This is a genomic window from Reichenbachiella sp. 5M10 (assembly GCF_002742335.1).
Lineage (GTDB): Bacteria > Bacteroidota > Bacteroidia > Cytophagales > Cyclobacteriaceae > Reichenbachiella.
The window spans coordinates 1,419,389-1,438,177 of the sequence record NZ_MDGR01000007.1 but is presented as its reverse complement, the minus strand read 5'-3'; the positions used below and the strand labels follow the sequence as shown (position 1 = coordinate 1,438,177).

At 47.6% G+C, this 18,789-nt stretch carries 13 protein-coding genes; 4 read left to right on the top strand and 9 right to left on the bottom strand.

Annotation, left to right across the window (positions count from 1 at the left end; genetic code table 11):
- Window positions 1–107: 107 nt before the first annotated feature.
- The 6 genes from BFP72_RS05800 to BFP72_RS05775 form a co-directional block, all read right to left on the bottom strand.
- Window positions 108–671, bottom strand: coding sequence for a DUF3347 domain-containing protein (locus BFP72_RS05800; RefSeq protein ID WP_099598236.1), 564 nt, complete (start codon window positions 669–671; stop codon window positions 108–110).
- Window positions 672–744: 73 nt separating this feature from the next.
- Complete coding sequence (locus BFP72_RS05795) at window positions 745–2,502, bottom strand: efflux RND transporter periplasmic adaptor subunit (RefSeq protein WP_099598235.1); 1,758 nt, start codon at window positions 2,500–2,502, stop codon at window positions 745–747.
- Window position 2,503: 1 nt separating this feature from the next.
- On the bottom strand, window positions 2,504–3,811 hold the full coding sequence (locus tag BFP72_RS05790) for a TolC family protein (protein ID WP_255397162.1): 1,308 nt from the start codon (window positions 3,809–3,811) through the stop codon (window positions 2,504–2,506).
- Window positions 3,795–7,718, bottom strand: a complete 3,924-nt coding sequence (locus BFP72_RS05785; protein ID WP_099598234.1) for an efflux RND transporter permease subunit — start codon at window positions 7,716–7,718, stop codon at window positions 3,795–3,797. The genes BFP72_RS05790 and BFP72_RS05785 overlap by 17 nt, the downstream gene beginning before the upstream one ends.
- Before the next feature lie 115 nt (window positions 7,719–7,833).
- Window positions 7,834–8,238 (bottom strand): hypothetical protein, encoded by a 405-nt coding sequence (locus tag BFP72_RS05780; protein ID WP_099598233.1) that lies wholly within the window; start codon window positions 8,236–8,238, stop codon window positions 7,834–7,836.
- Between the two features lie 90 nt (window positions 8,239–8,328).
- Window positions 8,329–9,432 carry a lactonase family protein gene (locus BFP72_RS05775; protein WP_099598232.1) on the bottom strand — a complete coding sequence of 368 codons (1,104 nt, stop codon included), beginning with the start codon at window positions 9,430–9,432 and terminating at the stop codon, window positions 8,329–8,331.
- A 142-nt stretch (window positions 9,433–9,574) separates the two neighbouring features.
- Between BFP72_RS05775 and BFP72_RS05770 the strand changes: the two genes are divergently transcribed.
- Window positions 9,575–10,039 (top strand): hypothetical protein, encoded by a 465-nt coding sequence (locus tag BFP72_RS05770; RefSeq protein WP_099598231.1) that lies wholly within the window; start codon window positions 9,575–9,577, stop codon window positions 10,037–10,039.
- Here the strand turns inward: BFP72_RS05770 and hutI are convergent.
- The 3 genes from hutI to hutH all read right to left on the bottom strand — a co-directional run bounded on the left by hutI (window position 10,023) and on the right by hutH (window position 14,923).
- On the bottom strand, window positions 10,023–11,270 hold the full coding sequence (hutI, locus tag BFP72_RS05765; protein ID WP_099600701.1) for an imidazolonepropionase: 1,248 nt from the start codon (window positions 11,268–11,270) through the stop codon (window positions 10,023–10,025). The genes BFP72_RS05770 and hutI overlap by 17 nt on opposite strands.
- Before the next feature lie 76 nt (window positions 11,271–11,346).
- On the bottom strand, window positions 11,347–13,362 hold the full coding sequence (locus BFP72_RS05760; RefSeq protein WP_099600700.1) for a urocanate hydratase: 2,016 nt from the start codon (window positions 13,360–13,362) through the stop codon (window positions 11,347–11,349).
- A gap of 13 nt (window positions 13,363–13,375) precedes the next feature.
- Window positions 13,376–14,923 (bottom strand): histidine ammonia-lyase, encoded by a 1,548-nt coding sequence (hutH, locus tag BFP72_RS05755; protein ID WP_099598230.1) that lies wholly within the window; start codon window positions 14,921–14,923, stop codon window positions 13,376–13,378.
- Window positions 14,924–14,997: 74 nt separating this feature from the next.
- Between hutH and BFP72_RS05750 the strand changes: the two genes are divergently transcribed.
- The 3 genes from BFP72_RS05750 to hutF are packed head-to-tail and all read left to right on the top strand — an operon-like array spanning window position 14,998 to window position 18,418.
- Window positions 14,998–15,882 carry a LysR family transcriptional regulator gene (locus tag BFP72_RS05750; RefSeq protein ID WP_099598229.1) on the top strand — a complete coding sequence of 295 codons (885 nt, stop codon included), beginning with the start codon at window positions 14,998–15,000 and terminating at the stop codon, window positions 15,880–15,882.
- A gap of 2 nt (window positions 15,883–15,884) precedes the next feature.
- The gene (gene argE, locus BFP72_RS05745; protein ID WP_099598228.1) at window positions 15,885–17,039 is read left to right on the top strand and encodes an acetylornithine deacetylase; all 1,155 of its coding nucleotides are present in this window, start codon (window positions 15,885–15,887) and stop codon (window positions 17,037–17,039) included.
- Window positions 17,039–18,418: a formimidoylglutamate deiminase gene (gene hutF / locus BFP72_RS05740; protein WP_099598227.1), complete on the top strand. Its 1,380-nt coding sequence runs from the start codon at window positions 17,039–17,041 to the stop codon at window positions 18,416–18,418. Before argE ends, hutF begins: the two co-directional genes overlap by 1 nt.
- Window positions 18,419–18,789 lie beyond the last annotated feature (371 nt).

Genomic DNA, 18,789 nt, shown 5'->3' with positions numbered 1-18,789 from the left:
GATATGTAATGTAGACTGAGAGCTTTTGAGTGTGTTCATATTCACTTGACAACCATGGAGGACAACAGCACCTGAGAGAACTGAGATTTCTCAGGTGCTTAGACTCTTTAAATTTCTTCTTTGACAGATCCACATCGGAGCATTTGGTCTCCGAAATAAGGATTGAGCACTTCTTTCTCGGTACTCAACCAATATGCACCTTCGTTGTGACGAGCCATCGGACAATACTGACGGTAGAGTGGCACATCCATCGCATCGGTCGACTTGACAAGCATGTATACATTCTCGGAGAGTTTGTAAAATGCCGAACGCTGTGCCTCCAAATCCACTCCATCCGAAATGTATTCCACATCCACTTTGAGCTTGAGTGTCAACTCCTCCCTGCCATCGAGGATAGGCACAATCTCGCTTGCCGCTACACCAGCCGCTACAGAATCTGACTTCACCAGTGCATCCTTGATTGACAAATAACCAGCCACCACTTGCCGAACCTGCTCTTGTGTCATCATAGCCTCAGGCACAGTCGTCTCGATCGTCTCCTCACTGATTTCTTCCAACCCTTTGGTTTCTGTCAAATCCGCTTGATCTTCTGTACTCTTGCTAGGACCACTACAAGCGACTGCTCCTAGATATACTCCCATAAGGAGTGTAGATATTGTTTTTCTTTTCATACTGTTTATCTATTCTTGATTAAAATTCGATTTCACTTTCTAAACTTAAAATTTACCCCGTGGTTAAATTAATTCATTGACGGGTAAAACGTTTGATTACTTCTCCACATTTAGGCATTTCACTCCCAAAGTAGGGGTTGTTGACTTCTACTTCTTCACTCATCCAAATAGCTCCTTGATTGCGGTTGGCCATCGGGCATTTGTGTACATAGAGCTCCTCTTCATTTGTGCCAAAAACCTCCGTCATACCAATCATGGCTTCCGAGATTTCAATAAACCCTGTACGCAACTCTGCTATGGTTTTGTAGGCATGGATTCGTGCTAGAGGCTCTTCCAACTGCCTTTTGGTAGTCATCCAAGTTTCGTGAGTACTGGTAGCGAATAACGACATAGGGATTTGAGACAAATCTGCAGATAGCTGCTCTCCCCTTTCTTTCGCTTGTACAAAATCATCTCGCACCAACTCATCCTTCATCCGAAAGTAATCCTTGTACAAAACCTCTAGAGCTATTTGAGCTTTGGCGCTCAAGGTAGATTCTTCTTTCGGAGCACTAGCACCATCCATACCTGCATGATGATGGCCAGCAAGCATAACTCCACCCTCTTGATTCATCATGCTCGGTTTACCGGCCAACTGAGCAGCAGCATCGACGCTAAACGTCCCATGTATCACGATCTCTTCTCCCTCTCTCAATCCAGATTGGATCATGTATCGATCGCCTAGTGATGGACCAAGGATCACTTCTCTTAGGACAAACTCCCCCTGTCCTACTTTGACATAGACAATCGAACGCTCTCCCGTCCACATCACGGCGGATTTGGGTACGACGATAGTAGGACTTACCTCTTCAAGAGGACTCTCTAGCTCTCCTGTGACAAACATCTCTGGTTTGAGACGACCTTCAGTATTGCTCACAGTGACTCTCGCTTTGGCAACCCTAGATCTCGAATCAATGACCGGATCGATGAAACTCACCTTTCCTTGAAACTGACTACCTGGTAGAGACTGTACCGCGAAAGTCATACGATCTCCTACCTTGACCCAAGACATGTCGCGCTCATACACATCGAACAGCACCCACAACTGCGACAAATCTGCTACCTCAAAGAGCGCTTCTCCTTGCTGGATATGGTCACCGAGATTGACTCTCTTGTCGATCACTACCCCATTGAGATCTGACAGAATCGGAAAATTGTCCAAAGGCTTGCCAGACTCCAAAACGCTATCAATCTGACGATCAGTCAGCTTCCAGTTTTTGAGTTTGTCTCGGGCTGCTTGATACAAGGCAGGCTGTGTATTTCTAATTTTATTGGCTTCAAACAGTTCCCTCTGTGCTGTTACTAGCTCAGGCGAATAGACATATGCTATCACCTGTCCTCTCCTGACGTACTCACCTGTGTAGTTGACCTTGAGTGCTTCGATCCTGCCGGTGATATGCGAAGTCTGTGAGGACACTCGGCGCTCATCTGGTTGGACGGTGCCCGAGAGCCGCAGCTCCTTGACTGGCTGCTGCCTACGTACAGCAGCCGTCTGCACACTCGCTAGCTGCATAGCGGTAGACGACAGCTTGATCCCTTCGAGCGGACTAGCAGTCTCTGTCTCTTGGTACACAGGGATCAACTCCATCCCACAGATAGGACACTGCCCAGGCTCTGATTGACGAATCTGCGGATGCATCGAACAAGTCCACTCTTGATGCGCCACTTCACTCGTATGCACTGCTAGACCTGCTTCAGACGAATGTTCCCCCATCAACAGCCATCCGGCCAAAAACCCTAGCAGCAATGTGGCCAAAGCCACAACTACTGTTTGTTTACTTACATCCTTCATTTTATTCTGATTTGGTAGTGAGATAATCCAACTGTGCCTGAGCGATGCGATGATTCTTGATCGCTGTAGCTTTTTCCATTTCGTATCGGAGCAATTGCTGCTGCATACGCAATACTTCTTCGAGATCCTTCCCCGAGTTGCTGTATGCGCTGTACAACAAATCGATGGCTTGTTTGGTCTTGACGACCTGTTCTTCATACAGACCAAACAACTGCGCGGACTGCTGGAGTGCATAGAGCGCCATTTCATACTCTATCGTCAATACGTCGGTCAACTCAGCCTTCTGTGACTCCAGCACTTGCCGACTGAACTGAGCCTCCCGCACCGCTGCCTTGTACTTGCCCCGAAACATCGGCAGTGTCATCGTCACCATTGGCATAAATACGTCCCGACCATTGTGAGGCACCTCCATATCCTCTCTCTGACCGACAAAGGCATACTCTAACCCAACACCAAATTGTGGACCACTGCTTTTTCGTGCCAAAATCTCGCTCGACTCGGCAGCCTGCTGCTGCAACTCTAGCGCTTGTACTCTCGGATGCCGAGCGAGCAAACTATCTCGTACTTCGGTCTCCGACTCTGACCTCAGTGCAAGCGTATCCACGATCACGACAGACAGTGAGTCTGGACGATGGAGCAGTCGATTGAATTTCAACTCTAACGACATGATTTGTTGCTCCAATAAACGAATATTGGTGCGAGTATCTTCCATCATGATATCGGTACGGATCACATCGACCATACTCCCATTCGAACTCGAAAAGGCGGTAGTTGCCAATGCTTTGTACGTGGACAAAATCTCCAAATTCTCCTCCTGCCAACGTATATGCTCCCTTACTTCGTAGATCAGATAGTAGGCTTGTTTGACTTGAAAAAACAACTCGTATCTCGCATCCAAAAACAGCTGATACTTCGCTTCTGCAAGTCGTGTCGCAGCATCCTCTTTGGCACGCAGCGTTCCAAACCAAGGAAACATTTGCATCAACGATAGTTTTGCTTGCTGAGGGCCAAGTCGAGTCTCAATCGGACTGACAAAATACCCAAACGACAATGTAGGATCGGGCAAGGCATTGGTTTGGGCGACACGCTGCATGGCTGCTTCAAACGCCGCATATTCGGCTTTCAATCCAGGGTTGTTTTCTCCCGCCATCTGCAGATACTCTTCCAGAGACTGACTCATTGTCGGGAGCGCCAACAGCCAAAGCCCTATCCATATGATACCCATAGACCTGGAGGGCGTCCACCATGCACCCTTCATTTGCGTTTTACCATGAAGACTTTGCACACTTTGTTCATCTTGCATTTTCATAGCCTTTGTCATTTGTTCTTTTATTCAATTTTCTTTCTTCCCTCCAACTGTACAATACAGGAGTGATAAAATACGTAATCGCTGCTACGAACATTCCGCCAAAAGCGGGTATCGCCATTGGGATCATGATATCTGACCCTCGGCCACTGGACGTGAGTACAGGCAATAGTGCAATGATTGTCGTAGCAGTGGTCATGATCGCTGGCTTGATACGTCTACTCCCCGCCTCACGAACAGAGCGTCGAACTGCATCGATGGTCTTTGGCTGATTTTTTGCCAGACTATAGTCCAAATAAGTACCTATCAGTACTCCATCGTCCGTAGCGATCCCAAACAAGGCAATAAATCCTACCCATACAGCGACACTGAGGTTGACAGTATGGAGCTGAAACAAGTCCCGCATGTTGCTCCCCATGAATGAAAAATCCAGAAACCAGCTCTGGCCGTACAGCCAAAGCATCAAAAAAGCCCCACTAAAAGCCATCGCTATCCCTGCAAAAATCATCAACGACGTGGAAATGGATCTGAACTGAAAATAAAGGATCATGAAAATAACCACCAATACGACAGGAACAATGATTGCCAGACGCTTCTCCGCCCTTACTTGGTTTTCGTAACTCCCAGAAAATTTGAAACTCACTCCCGCTGGCACCACCAAGACCCCTTGATCAATCTGATCCTGGATATACTGTTGGGCTGCCTCCACTACGTCTACTTCGGCATACCCATCTCTTTTGTCCAAGAGGACATACCCCAGCAAAAAGGTATCTTCACTTTTAATCATCTGTGGCCCCTGTGCGTACTCGATATGGACGAGTTCGCTCATCGGGACCTGTACTCCCACCGGCGTAGGAATGTAGATGTCCGCCAAGGTGCTGGGATCATCACGCAACTCTCTCGGGTAGCGTACACGTACCGGAAAACGCTCCCTCCCCTCTACCGTCTCGGTGATTTTCACCCCGCCTACTGCCGTCTCGATGGCCTGCTGTACGGCCTCTATACTCAGTCCATAGCGAGCGATAGACTCTCGGTCAATTCTGAGGTGGATGTAGGGTTTGCCTACAATACGATCAGCAAATACCGCTTCGGTCTTGACCGATGGCACGTGCTTCAACACCTCCTCCAGCTTCATTCCAAAATCCTCGATGGATTGCAAGTCCGGTCCAAAGACTTTGATTCCCATAGGGGCACGCATCCCCGTCTGTAGCATGACCAGTCGAGTCTCTATCGGTTGCAGTTTAGGAGCAGATGTCACGCCTGGCAGGTGGGTCACTGCCACGATAGCCTCCCAAATATCATCGGGAGATTGTATCTCTTCTCTCCAGTTTCGAAAATACTCTCCTTCTTGATCTGGCACCAAATGTCGCACGATACGTTCATAGCCCAATGCTACATCTACTCTACCGATGGGTTGCAGTCTGTCGTCCAAATACACGGTATCGGTATCCATGGCGAGCCATTTCTTGTGCCTATCCAGCACCCAGCGTCTGGTAGCCTTATTGCGATCCATGACTTGCGTCAAAACATAATTATCGTGATCATCCACCAAATACCGCTGACGATGCCCATCTGCTCCAATCCGGTACTCACTACGGTAGTTGATCACATTTTCGTACATAGAGATGGGGGCAGGGTCGAGTGCTGTTTCGGCACGCCCCATCTTACCCACCGACAGTTCTACTTCGGGGATGTTGGCGACCAGCATATCAAGCTGCTGTACCACACGCTTGTTTTGGCTCATCCCTGCATGGGGCATTGAGCTTGGCATCAGCAGGAAACTACCTTCGTCTAGTGATGGCATAAACTCCTTTCCGATCCCAGGGAAAGTGTGTGTCATCGCCGACCATGCATCAATAGCTCGTAGATTCACTCCCACGACATCCAACCCCTTGGCCATCCAGCCAAAGACACTCCCAAACCCAATCCAAATCATCGCTCCAAAGAGAATCACAGTCGTCGGTAGCGCCAGAAATGTTCTTTTGTGTGCCAAACACCAATCAAGAATCCGACCATAGAATTTTTCCAACAAGGCAAACCCACCCAAGATCAGCACCAGTACCAGTGCTACAAAGAGGAAGTTGAGCCCAGTAGACTCTCCCACCCCTAGTGGCATCCAGTACTTGGCTAGCAACCACGTCACCGAAGCTACCGCGATCAAAACTGCTGCATGCTTGATGACCCAGTGACGGTAGCCGCTGTACACACGAACAAACCACGCCACACCAAAAGCCAGAAGTGATAGCCCTGCCCACAGCGACACCCAAAACATTGCCACAAACCCTACCATGACAAGTAGAGCATGGAGAACTTTGGCGACAGCTTTTTTATGGATTTTGATCCCAAAAAACCACTGCGCCAATGTCGGCAGGATAATCAATGAAACAAACAATGCAGCAAGCAAAGCAAAGGTCTTGGTAAAGGCCAACGGACGAAACAGCTTGCCTTCGGCGGCTTCCATCGCAAACACAGGAATGAAACTAACCACAGTCGTCGCTACTGCCGTGACCAAGGCCCCACTCACTTCGGCAGCTGCCTTATAGATTGTTTCTTTGAGGTTTTGAGATGCAGGGGCTTCTCGGATATGTTGGATGATATTTTCTGACAGGACTATCCCTAGGTCCACCATCGTACCGATCGCAATAGCAATCCCCGACAAAGCCACAATATTGGCATCCACTCCAACATAGCGCATCGCGACGAAAACCATCAACACCGCGATCGGCAGCAAGCTCGCTATCATCAGCGACGCACGCAGATTCAGTACCATGACGATCACCACCAGTATGGTGATCAAAACCTCCAGAGATAGTGCTTCCTCTAGCGTACCCAAGGTTTCGTGAATCAACTGGGTCCTGTCATAAAAGGGCACCAAAGTCAATTGACTCTCTACTCCATTGGCTAAAGTCTTTTTGGGTAATCCCGCAGAGAGCACTTTGATTTTGTCTTTGACTTCCGTGATCACTGCCAAAGGGTTGGATCCGTAGCGTGCTACGACTACTCCGCCGACGACTTCTGCCCCGTCTTTGTCCAGTAGTCCACGACGTGTAGCTGGACCAAGAGCAACTATACCGATGTCTCGGATGCGAATCGGGACATTGTCACTGACCGTCACTACCGCCTGCTCGAGATCCTCTACCGAACGAACATATCCCAAACCTCGCACCAGGTACTCAGCCTGATTGATTTCGATCGTTTGGGCACCCACATCACGGTTGGACTGGCGGACAGCAGATATCACCTGTTGCAACGAGATACCATAGACACGCAACGCTTCGGGGTTGACATCTACCTGATACTCCTGTACAAACCCACCGATAGAAGCCACCTCTGAGACTCCTTCGACAGCATTCAGGCCGTACTTGACATAGAAATCCTGCACCTTGCGCAACTCATGCAAATCCCATCCTCCCGTAGGATTGCCCTCAGGGTCGCGCCCTTCCAGCGTATACCAGTAGACCTGCCCCAGTGCAGTCGCATCAGGTCCGAGAGTAGGTTGTACGCCATTCGGCAAAAGTCCCGCTGGCAAGGAACTGAGCTTCTCCAATATCCGCGAACGTGACCAATAAAACTCTACCTCTTCACTGAATATAATGTAAATGCTCGACGCTCCAAGTATCGAAGAACTACGAATAGACTTCACCCCGGGAATTCCCAACAGAGAGGTGGTCAACGGGTAAGTGATCTGATCTTCGATATCTTGGGGAGAACGACCCATCCATTCGGTGAACACGATCTGCTGATTCTCTCCTATATCGGGTATAGCATCCACAGGTACCGGATCACTCGGCAGGAAGTCAAGCTTCCAACCAAAAGGCGCTGTGACTAAACCCCAAATGACACAAGCAAGGAGTAACAATATCGTAACCAGCTTGTTTTCCAAAAAATAACGAATAATTCTATTGAGCATGTTCTTTTCTTAATCCTAAAAGATAGATGAATACCTGAATGACCGCCGTGATGATTTATCAGACCACAGGCCATATGATTGCTGTCACCCTATCAGAGACAATTCGAAAAGAAGATCAAATAAGAAAAGACTGAAACAAGACTTGACTGTCTCGCTGCAGGATAGGAGGAGCATAGTCTATATGACTCGCTGCTTCGCTTTGGATGGATCCAAAAGCATGGAAAGTGAAGGCCAAGACATAAACAAAATCCAAAACGATAAAAGCGGCAATTCCTGCCTCCTGATAGTCGTCCTCTATCTCATAAGACAGGTGGCTGTTGTCACAGCAGTTTTGGGTAGGGGTCCATTCCATAGAAGCACAAGGCTGTGGAGTCTCCATCATCCCGCAATCTAATGTCACCAAACCTAACCCCATACTCGACTCTACGGCCTTCCCCCCACAATAGTGCGTATGGACAGCAAAACCCGTATTACTGAGTAGCAACAATAGCGCAAGCGATATGGCAATGACTTTCTTCACTAGTACAAAGGTACGGAAATCTTCGAATTGGGATTTACAGAATTTTGTTTGTGTTTTATAAGAAGATTGGAGTACTGCGATAGATCCCTCCTATTTGCGTTTGATGAATTTGATACATTGTGGAGCGACAACTGTCGGCACACTCTCTAGCAGTTCCAGACGACCTGTCTCCATCTCTCTATCAAATACGCAGATAGTCGCAGACCGTTTGTTGGCCACCAGGACATAGTGATCCGTCGGGTCAATCTCAAAAGCTCTCGGCCAGATCCCTCCACTGCTGCTATACGAAGGAACTCCCAACGAGCCATCCTCGAGAATCTCACAAATCGCTAGGCTATTGTCTCCTCGATTGGAAGCATACAGAAACCGACCATCTCCAGAGACATGGATATCTGCAGCTTTGTTAAACCCCACATAATCTTCTGACAAAACACGAACTGTATCTAAAACCGTCGTGATTCCAGACTCATCGGTATAGGCAAAAGCCATGACATGCCCTGTGAGTTCGGCAAGCATGTAGACATACCTTCCATTCGGATGGAAGGCCAAATGTCTTGGCCCAAAGCCAGGCACGGCATCTGTGGTAGACACTGGTCGTGGCAAAATCACTCCTCCATCCGATACGAGATAGGTCAACACCTGATCTGTCCCTAGATCCGTAGCGTACACTAAGTCTCCCTGAGGAGCCGGTAGAATCATATGCGCATGTGGTGCTGTTTGGCGCTCATGTATGCTTGATCCTCGGTGTGTGATTCGGCTTACTTCCCCTCCAATCCGCCCCTGATCGTCGAGCGCGAAGCTAGCAATCTCTCCCGAACGGTAATAAGCGACCATAAGATAGTTCTTGTTCTGAGCAAGGCTGATATAGCACGGCCCCTTCCCAATATGCGACTGTGAGTTGATAGAAGACAACTCGCCCGTCTCTCTATCAATGACAAAAGCATGAATGCCAATCCCGTCGATAGAGTAGAGCCTGGCATTGGCTTGATCGATGGCGAGATACGAACTGGTCCGCGAGGTAGAATCTCCCCCATGCTCCACCAAAAGTCCCTTGCTGGGTCGCCACAAGTAGCAAGCTACCCCTACCGTGGAAGTGACGTCATTGGAAGAAACATAAACCCAATACTCATCAGCCTCCTGCTGACAAGCGCTAAACATGGCAAAAAGAGACACGAACAATACCAATCGATTCATAACTGGAAAATTAAAAACATATCAAGGAAATCAAACCACTGCATCCCAATACACTGACAAAAAATTAACTTTATGTGGTATTCGTTCCAACACTTTGAAAACTTACCGTGCCTTGTAATGTAAACGCTCAAACTATACCTCTATGAAAACGGCCATATTGCTTAGTCTCGTACTATTGACAACCTTCGTCGCCTGTGACAACAACGATTCTACATCTAGAGATTGCTGCACAAATGTTGACACCTACATAGATTTTAGAATCGTAAACTTGGAAGGAGAAAACCGAATGGAAGGAACAGACACATGGACCGCTGAAGACTTTGAAGTATATGATTACATCTCCAATGAGTGGAAAGCCAGTACCAATAACGTCATGCTCATCGAAAGAGATGACGAAAACTGTCTTCGGATTTTTGCCAGCGAGGAGATCGTGTACAACAGTATTTCTGAAACCAAACTGGTTTTCCCCAATGGGGAGGAAGACATCATCAAAACTGAACTACTCAATCCAGGGGGCGGTTCTGTTGTCATAAAGCTGTGGTACAATGAAACACTGTTGTGGGAAGCTACCGACTCAAAAGATCGCTTTTTCACGATTTCGAAGTAGGCGAAAGCAGCCCACCTCTCTTCCACACCTGACTCACCTTTAGACTCCCCTGATGGTAGAGCACTTCACGATAGTCAGTACACGGAAACGACACTACATCAGCTAGTTTCCCTGCTGACAAGCTGCCTCTATCTCCCAAACCTAGCGCATGAGCGGCACGGAAGGTCAGCGCTGCTATCACCTCGGCACTGCTGAGTTTTTGATGTGCACCCAGCAGGGCTGCTTGCGTCAATAGTTCGCCATGGGGAGCCGATCCAGGATTCCAATCTGAGGCAATCGCCAAGCTACAGCCCGCATCGAGTAGTTTTCTTGCGGGAGCAAATGCACAACCCAAGCCCAACGAAGCACCCGGCAAAGCAACAGGCACCACATCACTCTTGGATAGAAACTCAATTTCTTGCGCTCCACTGGCTTCCAAGTGATCGACGCTTCGTGCTCCGACTTCTACCGCCAACCTACTCCCTCCCGTACTGAACTGATCTCCATGGATAGTTAGATCAAAGCCGAGTAACTTTATCTGCTCCAAATACACCTTGGAAATCATAGGATCAAATGCTCCCTCTTCCACGAAAATATCAAAACGAGTCGTCAGCTTTTCTGCTTGTACATGCGGGACCAACTCTTCCACTAGGTATTGCAAATACGTTGCATGCGTTCCCTCAAAGTCCTTGGGTTTAATATGAGCTGCCAAACACGTAGAGATGAGATCAATATTGGCAGTGTTCGCTTCTTTGACGGTGTTTATACAACGCAGCATCTTCAACTCTTCCTCTACATTCAGGCCATAGCCACTTTTGACCTCTACCGTGGTGATGCCGTGCTCGTTGAGCCGCTGGATTCTTTGAGTCGTCAGCCTCGTAAGTTCGTCTAAGCTAGCTTCACGGGTATGCTGTACAGTACTCCATATCCCACCACCCGCTTGCTGAATATCCAAATAACTCTTGCCGTCATTGCGTGCGGCATAATCCATGGCACGACTCCCCGCAAAACAAATGTGTGTATGCGCATCAATCAAACCCGGCATGGCTACCGATGGCCCGTCAACCTCCTCCATTTTCGCCTCGGGGTATTGCCTCCTAAGCGCCTTCCAATTGCCGACAGACTGTATCTCCCCCCCTCGTACAAGGACCCCCCCATCGGGGATAATCTCGAGTTGGTCATCCTTTAGACTGCCTTTGAGTGGCAGTTGATGCAAAGTCAATACTTGGGTAAATGGGCCTATCAATTTCATGGGTACACATATCAAATACATTCTCTTGATTCACGCACTGTAGCGAATACAAGAAAAACAAGTTCATATTTCTTTATCAAAACAACCCTTCCAAGAGCTCATCCTCTACCAAATAAGGCAAAGTCACTTTTAGGTTCTTAGAACGGTCCAATTCACGTTGAATTGCTTCTCGCGCTTGAGGGTTTCGCGCCCAGCTACGTCTGGCGATTCCGTTGTTCACATCATAAAACAACATGCTGTCAATCTTCTCTTGGCTAGAGGCAGTCCCATCCAGCAGCATACCAAAACCACCATTGATGACTTCTCCCCAGCCGACGCCTCCCCCGTTGTGAATGGACACCCAAGTGGCTCCTCGAAAGCTATCTCCTATTACGTTGTGCAGGGCCATGTCGGCTGTGAATCTACTGCCGTCTCTGATGTTGCTAGTCTCACGGTAAGGAGAATCTGTACCACTGACATCATGATGGTCTCTACCGATCACGATCGGTGCAGAGATTTCTCCACTGGCTACTGCATCATTCATAGCTCGAGCAATCTTGGTTCTACCCTCACAGTCTGCGTACAAGATACGTGCCTGCGAACCAACAACCAGCCGGTTCGACTTGGCATTTTCGATCCAAGCAATATTATCTTGCAGCTGCATCTGAATACTACGCGGAGCAGACTTTCGAATTTCTTTCATCACTCGTAGTGCAATAGCATCAGTTTTGTCCAGATCTTCGGCTAGACCCGATGTACAAACCCACCTGTAGGGTCCAAATCCATAATCGAAACAAATTGGTCCTAAAATATCCTGTACATAGGATGGATAGCGAAAATCCAACCCACTCTCGTCCATCACATCTGCGCCTGCCTTGGATGCTTCCAGCAAAAAGGCATTGCCATAGTCAAAAAAGTATGTCCCTTTAGCCGTGTGTCGATTGATGGCTTCAGCTTGTCGGATGAGGGATTCTCTTACCTTCTTCTTAAACACTTCTGGTTCTTCGGCAATCAAATGATTTGATTCTTCGTAACTCAAACCTACGGGATAATAGCCCCCCGACCAGGGATTGTGCAGTGAGGTTTGATCCGAGGCAATATGCACAAAGACATCTGCCTCATCAAATGCCTCCCACACTTCTACTACATTGCCTACGAAAGCAATGGATACTACCTCTTCGTTTTCCTTGGCCAATTGGACACGCGCAATCAGTGCTGGCATGTCTTCAAGTATTTCATCCACCCATCCCTGCTCATGACGCTTCAAAGCCGCTTTAGGATTGACCTCTGCGCAGACAGTGATACACCCTGTGATGTTGCCCGCCTTAGGTTGTGCTCCACTCATTCCTCCCAGTCCAGAAGTCAAGAAGATCTTTCCTCTGGCAGACTCTTCTGCTTTCAATACTTTTCTGAAGGCATTCATCGCTGTAATCGTCGTACCGTGTACAATTCCTTGTGGGCCAATGTACATGAACGAACCTGCGGTCATTTGGCCGTATTGCGTCACCCCCAGTGCATTGTATTTTTCCCAATCGTCCTGCGACGAATGATTGGGGATCATCATGCCATTGGTCACTACGACACGCGGAGCATTTGCACTCGACGGAAACAGCCCCATCGGGTGCCCCGAATATAAATGTAAGGTTTGTTCGTCGCTCATGTTGGCCAGGTATTGCATCGTGAGCAGGTACTGTGCCCAGTTTTGAAACACTCCTCCATTGCCTCCATAGGTAATCAACTCCTCCGGATGCTGTGCAACATTGGGATCAAGGTTGTTTTGGATCATCAGCATGATGCCTGCTGCTTGCTGAGACTGAGCGGGATAGGCATCAATGGGCCGTGCATACATCCCATATCTCGGTTTGAAACGATACATGTAGATCCGACCATAAGCCTTGAGTTCTTCGGCAAATTCTCCAGCCAATTCTTCGTGCCACTCCTTGGGGAAGTAACGCAGCGCATTTCTAATGGCCAGCTTCTTCTCCTCAGCAGTCAAAACGTCCTTACGCTTTGGAGCGCGGTTGACCTCTGGGTAAGTCAAAATCCTGGGAGGCAACTCATTAGGAATTCCTGTTAAGATTGCCTTTTGAAAATCCGTAAGTGCAGTGATCATGATATGATAAGGGTTAAAATCGTTCGAACAAATCATCATAACTACTAAATCCTCCGAGATGGTCCCAAGTAATCTGAATCAATTCTCTACTATGAAGCAAGTCCGTCGCCTTGTTGATATCGTCCGAAAATATACGGTCTTCCTTGGCATGGTCAATAACTGATCGTACATGATCGTGCACGTGTGTCAACACGGCACTTGACCGCAACGGTTTTTTGAAATCCATGGCCTGAGCGGCACAAATCAATTCTCCAGCCAAAATTTTGGTCAGATTTTCACAAACACGAAGTGCCTTCCTCGCACCAATCGACCCCATACTCACATGGTCTTCTTGACCCAGCGAAGTAGGAATGCTATCTGCACTGGCAGGAAAACACTGCCCTTTGTTTTCACTCACCAAAGCTGCCGTGGTGTATTGCACGAGCATAAACCCCGAGTTTGTACCAGTTTCTGTCATGAGCAACTTGGGGGTGCGATCTCGCTTCCCCTCCAACGACAAATATGATCTGCGATCCGATATATTCCCCAATTCGGCAGCTGCAAGACAGGCATAATCAATGGGTAGAGCCAAGGGCTGTCCATGAAAATTCCCCCCACTGATGGTTTCCTCTTGAGAGAAAATAACTGGGTTGTCAGTCACTGCATTAAGTTCTACCTCTACTGCCTCCTTGAGATGCAACCAGGCTGTTCGTGAACTACCGTGTACTTGTGGGATGCAGCGCAGCGAATAAGGGTCTTGAACATTGCCACAGTTTTTGTGCGAATCGACAATCTCCGACTCGAATAGAAACTTCCTTATGCGATTGGCCACATGAAGATTTCCCTGATAGGGACGCAATTGATGCAGCTTTTCTTCAAAAGGAGCTTTGGACCCCAACAGTCCTTCGATCATCATCGCTCCCAAAATATCAGCATGAGACAGGTCTACATGCAGCACATCGACCAGTCGTACGGCATGCGCCAAAATAAACTGTGTTCCATTGATCAATGCAAGCCCAGCTTTGGCGTGCAAACTGACGCTCTCCATACCTGTCGACATAAACAACTCGGCAGTTTTGACCCTCTGGCCTTGATAGAAGACTTCTCCTTCGCCAATAAGTGGCAAAAACAAATGTGACAAAGGTGCCAAATCACCAGATGCCCCGACAGACCCTTGTGCAGGCACCACCGGAATCACGTCCTGTTCAATGTGCCAAATGATCCGCTCCAGGATCTCAACCGAAATTCCAGAGTACCCTTGTGCCAGTGCGTGCACTTTGCAGATGAGCATCAGTTTGGATAGCTCTTCATCAATAGCCTCGCCTACTCCTACACTATGACTCCACAGGATGTTACGTTGCAACTTCGTCGTTTCGACTTTGTCGATTTTGGTATCACACAATGGGCCAAACCCTGTATTGATGCCATAAACTGCAGGTTCGTCCTGTGAAATGGCCAATACATGTCGGTATGATTGCTCCACTTTCGTTACGCAGGCGGAGGTCAATCTTGCCTCTAATTTCCCTCTGGCTATCGCCAGAGCTTTGGATACTGTCAGGTGGTCTATCCCGTACTGAAACATGTGCTTTTCTTTTTACCAAAATTAGAATTAGCTTTGATAACCAACAAGATCAATTTATTCATCTTTCAATACCTATGAGTTATCAAATAGAACTGAGACATATTCGGTATTTTCTCGAAGTAGCCAAAAACCTACACTTTCGAAAAGCTGCAGAGAAGCTCTACGTCTCACAACCCGGGCTGAGCCGGCAGATTCATCAGATGGAAGAAAAAATCGGAGTACAACTCTTTGACCGGAACAGCAAAAAAGTACAACTGACTGCCGCCGGCAGCTATCTTCAAAGTGAATTTGAATTGCTCCTACGCAATGTCAATAGCGCCATAGATCATGCCCAACTCATCGAAAAAGGAGTCTTGGGCAGCATCAACCTAGGCTATGTAGGCTCAGCCATGCAACAAATCATTCCAGATTTACTTACGCGCTTTTCGGATCAAAATACAGAAGTTCAATTCAACCTTCAGGAAATGGACAATCTCAAACAAACCGATGCATTGCTCTCTCAGAAGATTGATTTGGGATTTGTACGTCTAGAACGAGCACCGATTGGGCTCAAACTACATCCCGTCTTGGAAGAATCCTTTGTATTGGTCCTGCCAGCAGATCACCGAGTGGATCAGTCAACGTTCACCAGTCTCACACAGTTCAAAAAAGAGCATTTCATCCTTTTCGAACAATCCTACAGCCCCTCCTACTATGAAAAAATGATGAACCTATTTGTCCACAGTGGGTTTGACCCCATCGTCTCACACAACACCGTACATGCAGGCACGATCTACAAACTTGTAGAGCATCACCTCGGTGTATCCATTTTGCCAGAATCCCTCATGCAAGACAACCCAAGCGTCAAATTCATCCGTCTCAACCAACTCCCCTTCCGGACTACACTCTATGCCATCTGGAATACCGAAAACAGAAACCCAGCACTAGCTACATTGATAGAATTATTCGAAACCCCATAAACATGAACGTACAAGACATACTGACTCAACTGGTATCCTATCCCGTCTTAGGAGGGATGAGCAACTTAGAAATCATCCACTGGATCAAGAACTATATCGAATCACACGGTGTGGAAACATACATGGTGCCCAACGAAAATGGTACAAAATCCTCACTCCATTGTCGAATTGGACCCGCAGTAGATGGTGGCGTCATCCTATCCGGCCATACGGATGTAGTCCCCACTGAGGGACAGAATTGGACGACAGATCCCTTCGTACTGATTGACAAAGGCGATGGCAAACTGTATGCAAGAGGCTCATGTGACATGAAAGGCTTTGTTTCCTGTTGTTTGGCCATGTTGCCCGAAATGGTCAAAGCAGACCTAAAAAAACCCATTTACTTTGCCTTTTCGTACGACGAAGAAATCGGTTGTTTGGCTGGACCTGATTTAGTGGCACATATCACCCAGACATACGTCGAAAAACCGAAATTCGCCATCATAGGAGAGCCGTCTTCTATGGAGCCCATCGTCGGACAAAAAGGAATATGTGTGATGGAAACTCATGTCAATGGCTCTGCCGGTCACAGCAGTCGCATCAAGCAAGAAGTGAGCGCCATACACGAAGCAGCCCGTTTGGTCATATGGCTGGAAGAAAAAATGAACGACCTCATTGTCAATGGCCACATCGATGAGCGCTTTGACCCTCCTCACTCTTCACTCCATGTCGGCAAGATTCAGGGAGGTATAGCCCCTAACATCATCGCGGATGATGTACGGTTCTATTGGGATGTACGAGTGATACCTAGCGATGATGTCGAGGAAATCATCAGCGAGTTCAAGGCATTCTGTAGAGAGAGAGAGCAAGAAAAAAGAAAGCTGTTTCCTGATTTCAAAATTGATATTTTGGTGGATCACCCCTTCGTATTGCCCTTGGATACTGCGGCAGATACGGCAGTGGTCGATTTGATCAAACGACTCACGGGCAACCACGAGCTACATACCGTGTCCTATGCTGCCGAAGCAGGACAATACGCTAAAGGTGGATATGAATCCATCATTTGTGGACCTGGATCTATGGATCAAGGGCATCGTGCCGACGAATATATCGCCAAAGATCAGCTAAAAAAATGCTTGGACATGCTGAGAAAATTAATCCTAGAACACAGCAACTGATGGGTGAAAAATATCGATTCAAGGGCCTACTTACAGACCAAGGTTGGGTCAACGATGCACAAGTAAGACTAGATAGCCAAGGAACAATACTATCCATTGCTCAAGGCGAAAAAGAAGGTGAATACATAAATGGCTATGCTTTGCCAGGCTTTCAAAATAGCCATTCGCATGCGTTTCAGTATGCGATGGCTGGTTTGGCTGAGATGCACGTCCCTACACAACGCAACGATGATTTCTGGTCATGGAGGAAATCCATGTATGAAATAGCTCTAAGTATCTCTCCCGATCAGTTGGAAAATATCGCTACGATGCTTTATGCCGAGATGCTCAGACATGGTTATACGGCAGTCGCAGAATTTCACTACTTGCACCATGACAGTCAAGGCAAACGTTACAGCCAACTCAGCGAAATGGGAGAACGCCTCGTTCGAGCAGCAAGTCGCGCCGGTATCCACATTACACTCATTCCCATGTTTTACCAAAAAGGTGGATTTGGCAAAGAAGCCAACGAGGGTCAGCGACGGTTTTTGTCTCAAAACCTAGATTCCTATCATCTCTTGCTTGCGAGTAGCCAACACATGGTAAATCAATACTCCCACGCTCAATTAGCGACAGGCATTCACTCCCTCCGCGCCGTGAGTCCAGATACGGTGATGCGCTATTGTCAAGAGATGGACACAAGCCGACCTTTCCATATCCATATTGCCGAACAACTCCAAGAAGTCACAGACTGCCTCGCATACCATGGTCAGCGCCCAGTCGAATGGCTACTCAATCACTGTACGCCAAATCAACAATTTCATTTGGTACATGCCACACATTTGACTCCATCTGAAACCCAACGAATGGCAAAATCACAAGTCCATGCGGTTCTCTGTCCCTCCACCGAAGGCAACTTGGGAGACGGCCTCTTTCCATTCGCTGCTTACAAGGAGCACGGAGGTCGATGGAGTATAGGTACTGACAGCCATGTCGGACTCAATCCTCTGGAAGAACTAAGGATACTCGACTATGGTCAACGTACCCACACACACAGCCGCGAGACATTCGTCACGCTCGAAAATGGAAACAGTGGACTCCTTGCGCTCTCACAGGCTTGGAGATCAGGAAAACGAGCCATGGGATCATCAGATGAGCAATTCTTCCAGGTCGGAGCACCTCTCGATGCGGTCATCATGGATGCACAATCTCCACTGATTGCCTGTACCCACTTAGACCAACTTTGCAATACCTTCGTCTACAGCAGTGACGCATCCAACATCCTCGGCACGATAACCCATGGAGAATGGCAAGTCAAAGAGGGCCGACATTTGAAGCAGGAGGAAATCACTCAAAACTTCATCCAATCGATGCAAACCCTAAATATTCGTAGGGCATAAAAATTGGGATGAAGCATAAATAGAGACGAGAATAAAGCACTTCTCAGTATCAACCACATTTGATGACCTTGTACCCATGTGAGAAGCAAAACCAACCTTGCAAACCCCAAATGAATACATTTTGAAAGAGAGAAGCTTCCTTGGATAGAATCTCTCTGAGTGATTTTTCACATCTCATTCCTCACATCACCCTCAATTTATAGTCATAATACTGCCCTCTACCTCGTCCTAAGGCACTTTGAGCCATGATTTATGCTCTATGAATCATGAGTCATAGCCCTCTCAAGCATTTTATTCGATCATTGTAAAGCAATCTTAGGTTGTGATCAAGTGTTTCAATTCATCACTTCACTACAACTCTAGCTTGCAGC

Coding starts and splice junctions, on each gene's coding strand:
- BFP72_RS05800 (WP_099598236.1), bottom strand. CDS start 671: ATGAAAAGAAAAACAATATCTACACTCCTTATGGGAGTATATCTAGGA.
- BFP72_RS05795 (WP_099598235.1), bottom strand. CDS start 2,502: ATGAAGGATGTAAGTAAACAAACAGTAGTTGTGGCTTTGGCCACATTG.
- BFP72_RS05790 (WP_255397162.1), bottom strand. CDS start 3,811: ATGAAAATGCAAGATGAACAAAGTGTGCAAAGTCTTCATGGTAAAACG.
- BFP72_RS05785 (WP_099598234.1), bottom strand. CDS start 7,718: ATGCTCAATAGAATTATTCGTTATTTTTTGGAAAACAAGCTGGTTACG.
- BFP72_RS05775 (WP_099598232.1), bottom strand. CDS start 9,432: ATGAATCGATTGGTATTGTTCGTGTCTCTTTTTGCCATGTTTAGCGCT.
- BFP72_RS05770 (WP_099598231.1), top strand. CDS start 9,575: ATGAAAACGGCCATATTGCTTAGTCTCGTACTATTGACAACCTTCGTC.
- hutI (WP_099600701.1), bottom strand. CDS start 11,270: ATGAAATTGATAGGCCCATTTACCCAAGTATTGACTTTGCATCAACTG.
- BFP72_RS05760 (WP_099600700.1), bottom strand. CDS start 13,362: ATGATCACTGCACTTACGGATTTTCAAAAGGCAATCTTAACAGGAATT.
- hutH (WP_099598230.1), bottom strand. CDS start 14,923: ATGTTTCAGTACGGGATAGACCACCTGACAGTATCCAAAGCTCTGGCG.
- BFP72_RS05750 (WP_099598229.1), top strand. CDS start 14,998: ATGAGTTATCAAATAGAACTGAGACATATTCGGTATTTTCTCGAAGTA.
- argE (WP_099598228.1), top strand. CDS start 15,885: ATGAACGTACAAGACATACTGACTCAACTGGTATCCTATCCCGTCTTA.
- hutF (WP_099598227.1), top strand. CDS start 17,039: ATGGGTGAAAAATATCGATTCAAGGGCCTACTTACAGACCAAGGTTGG.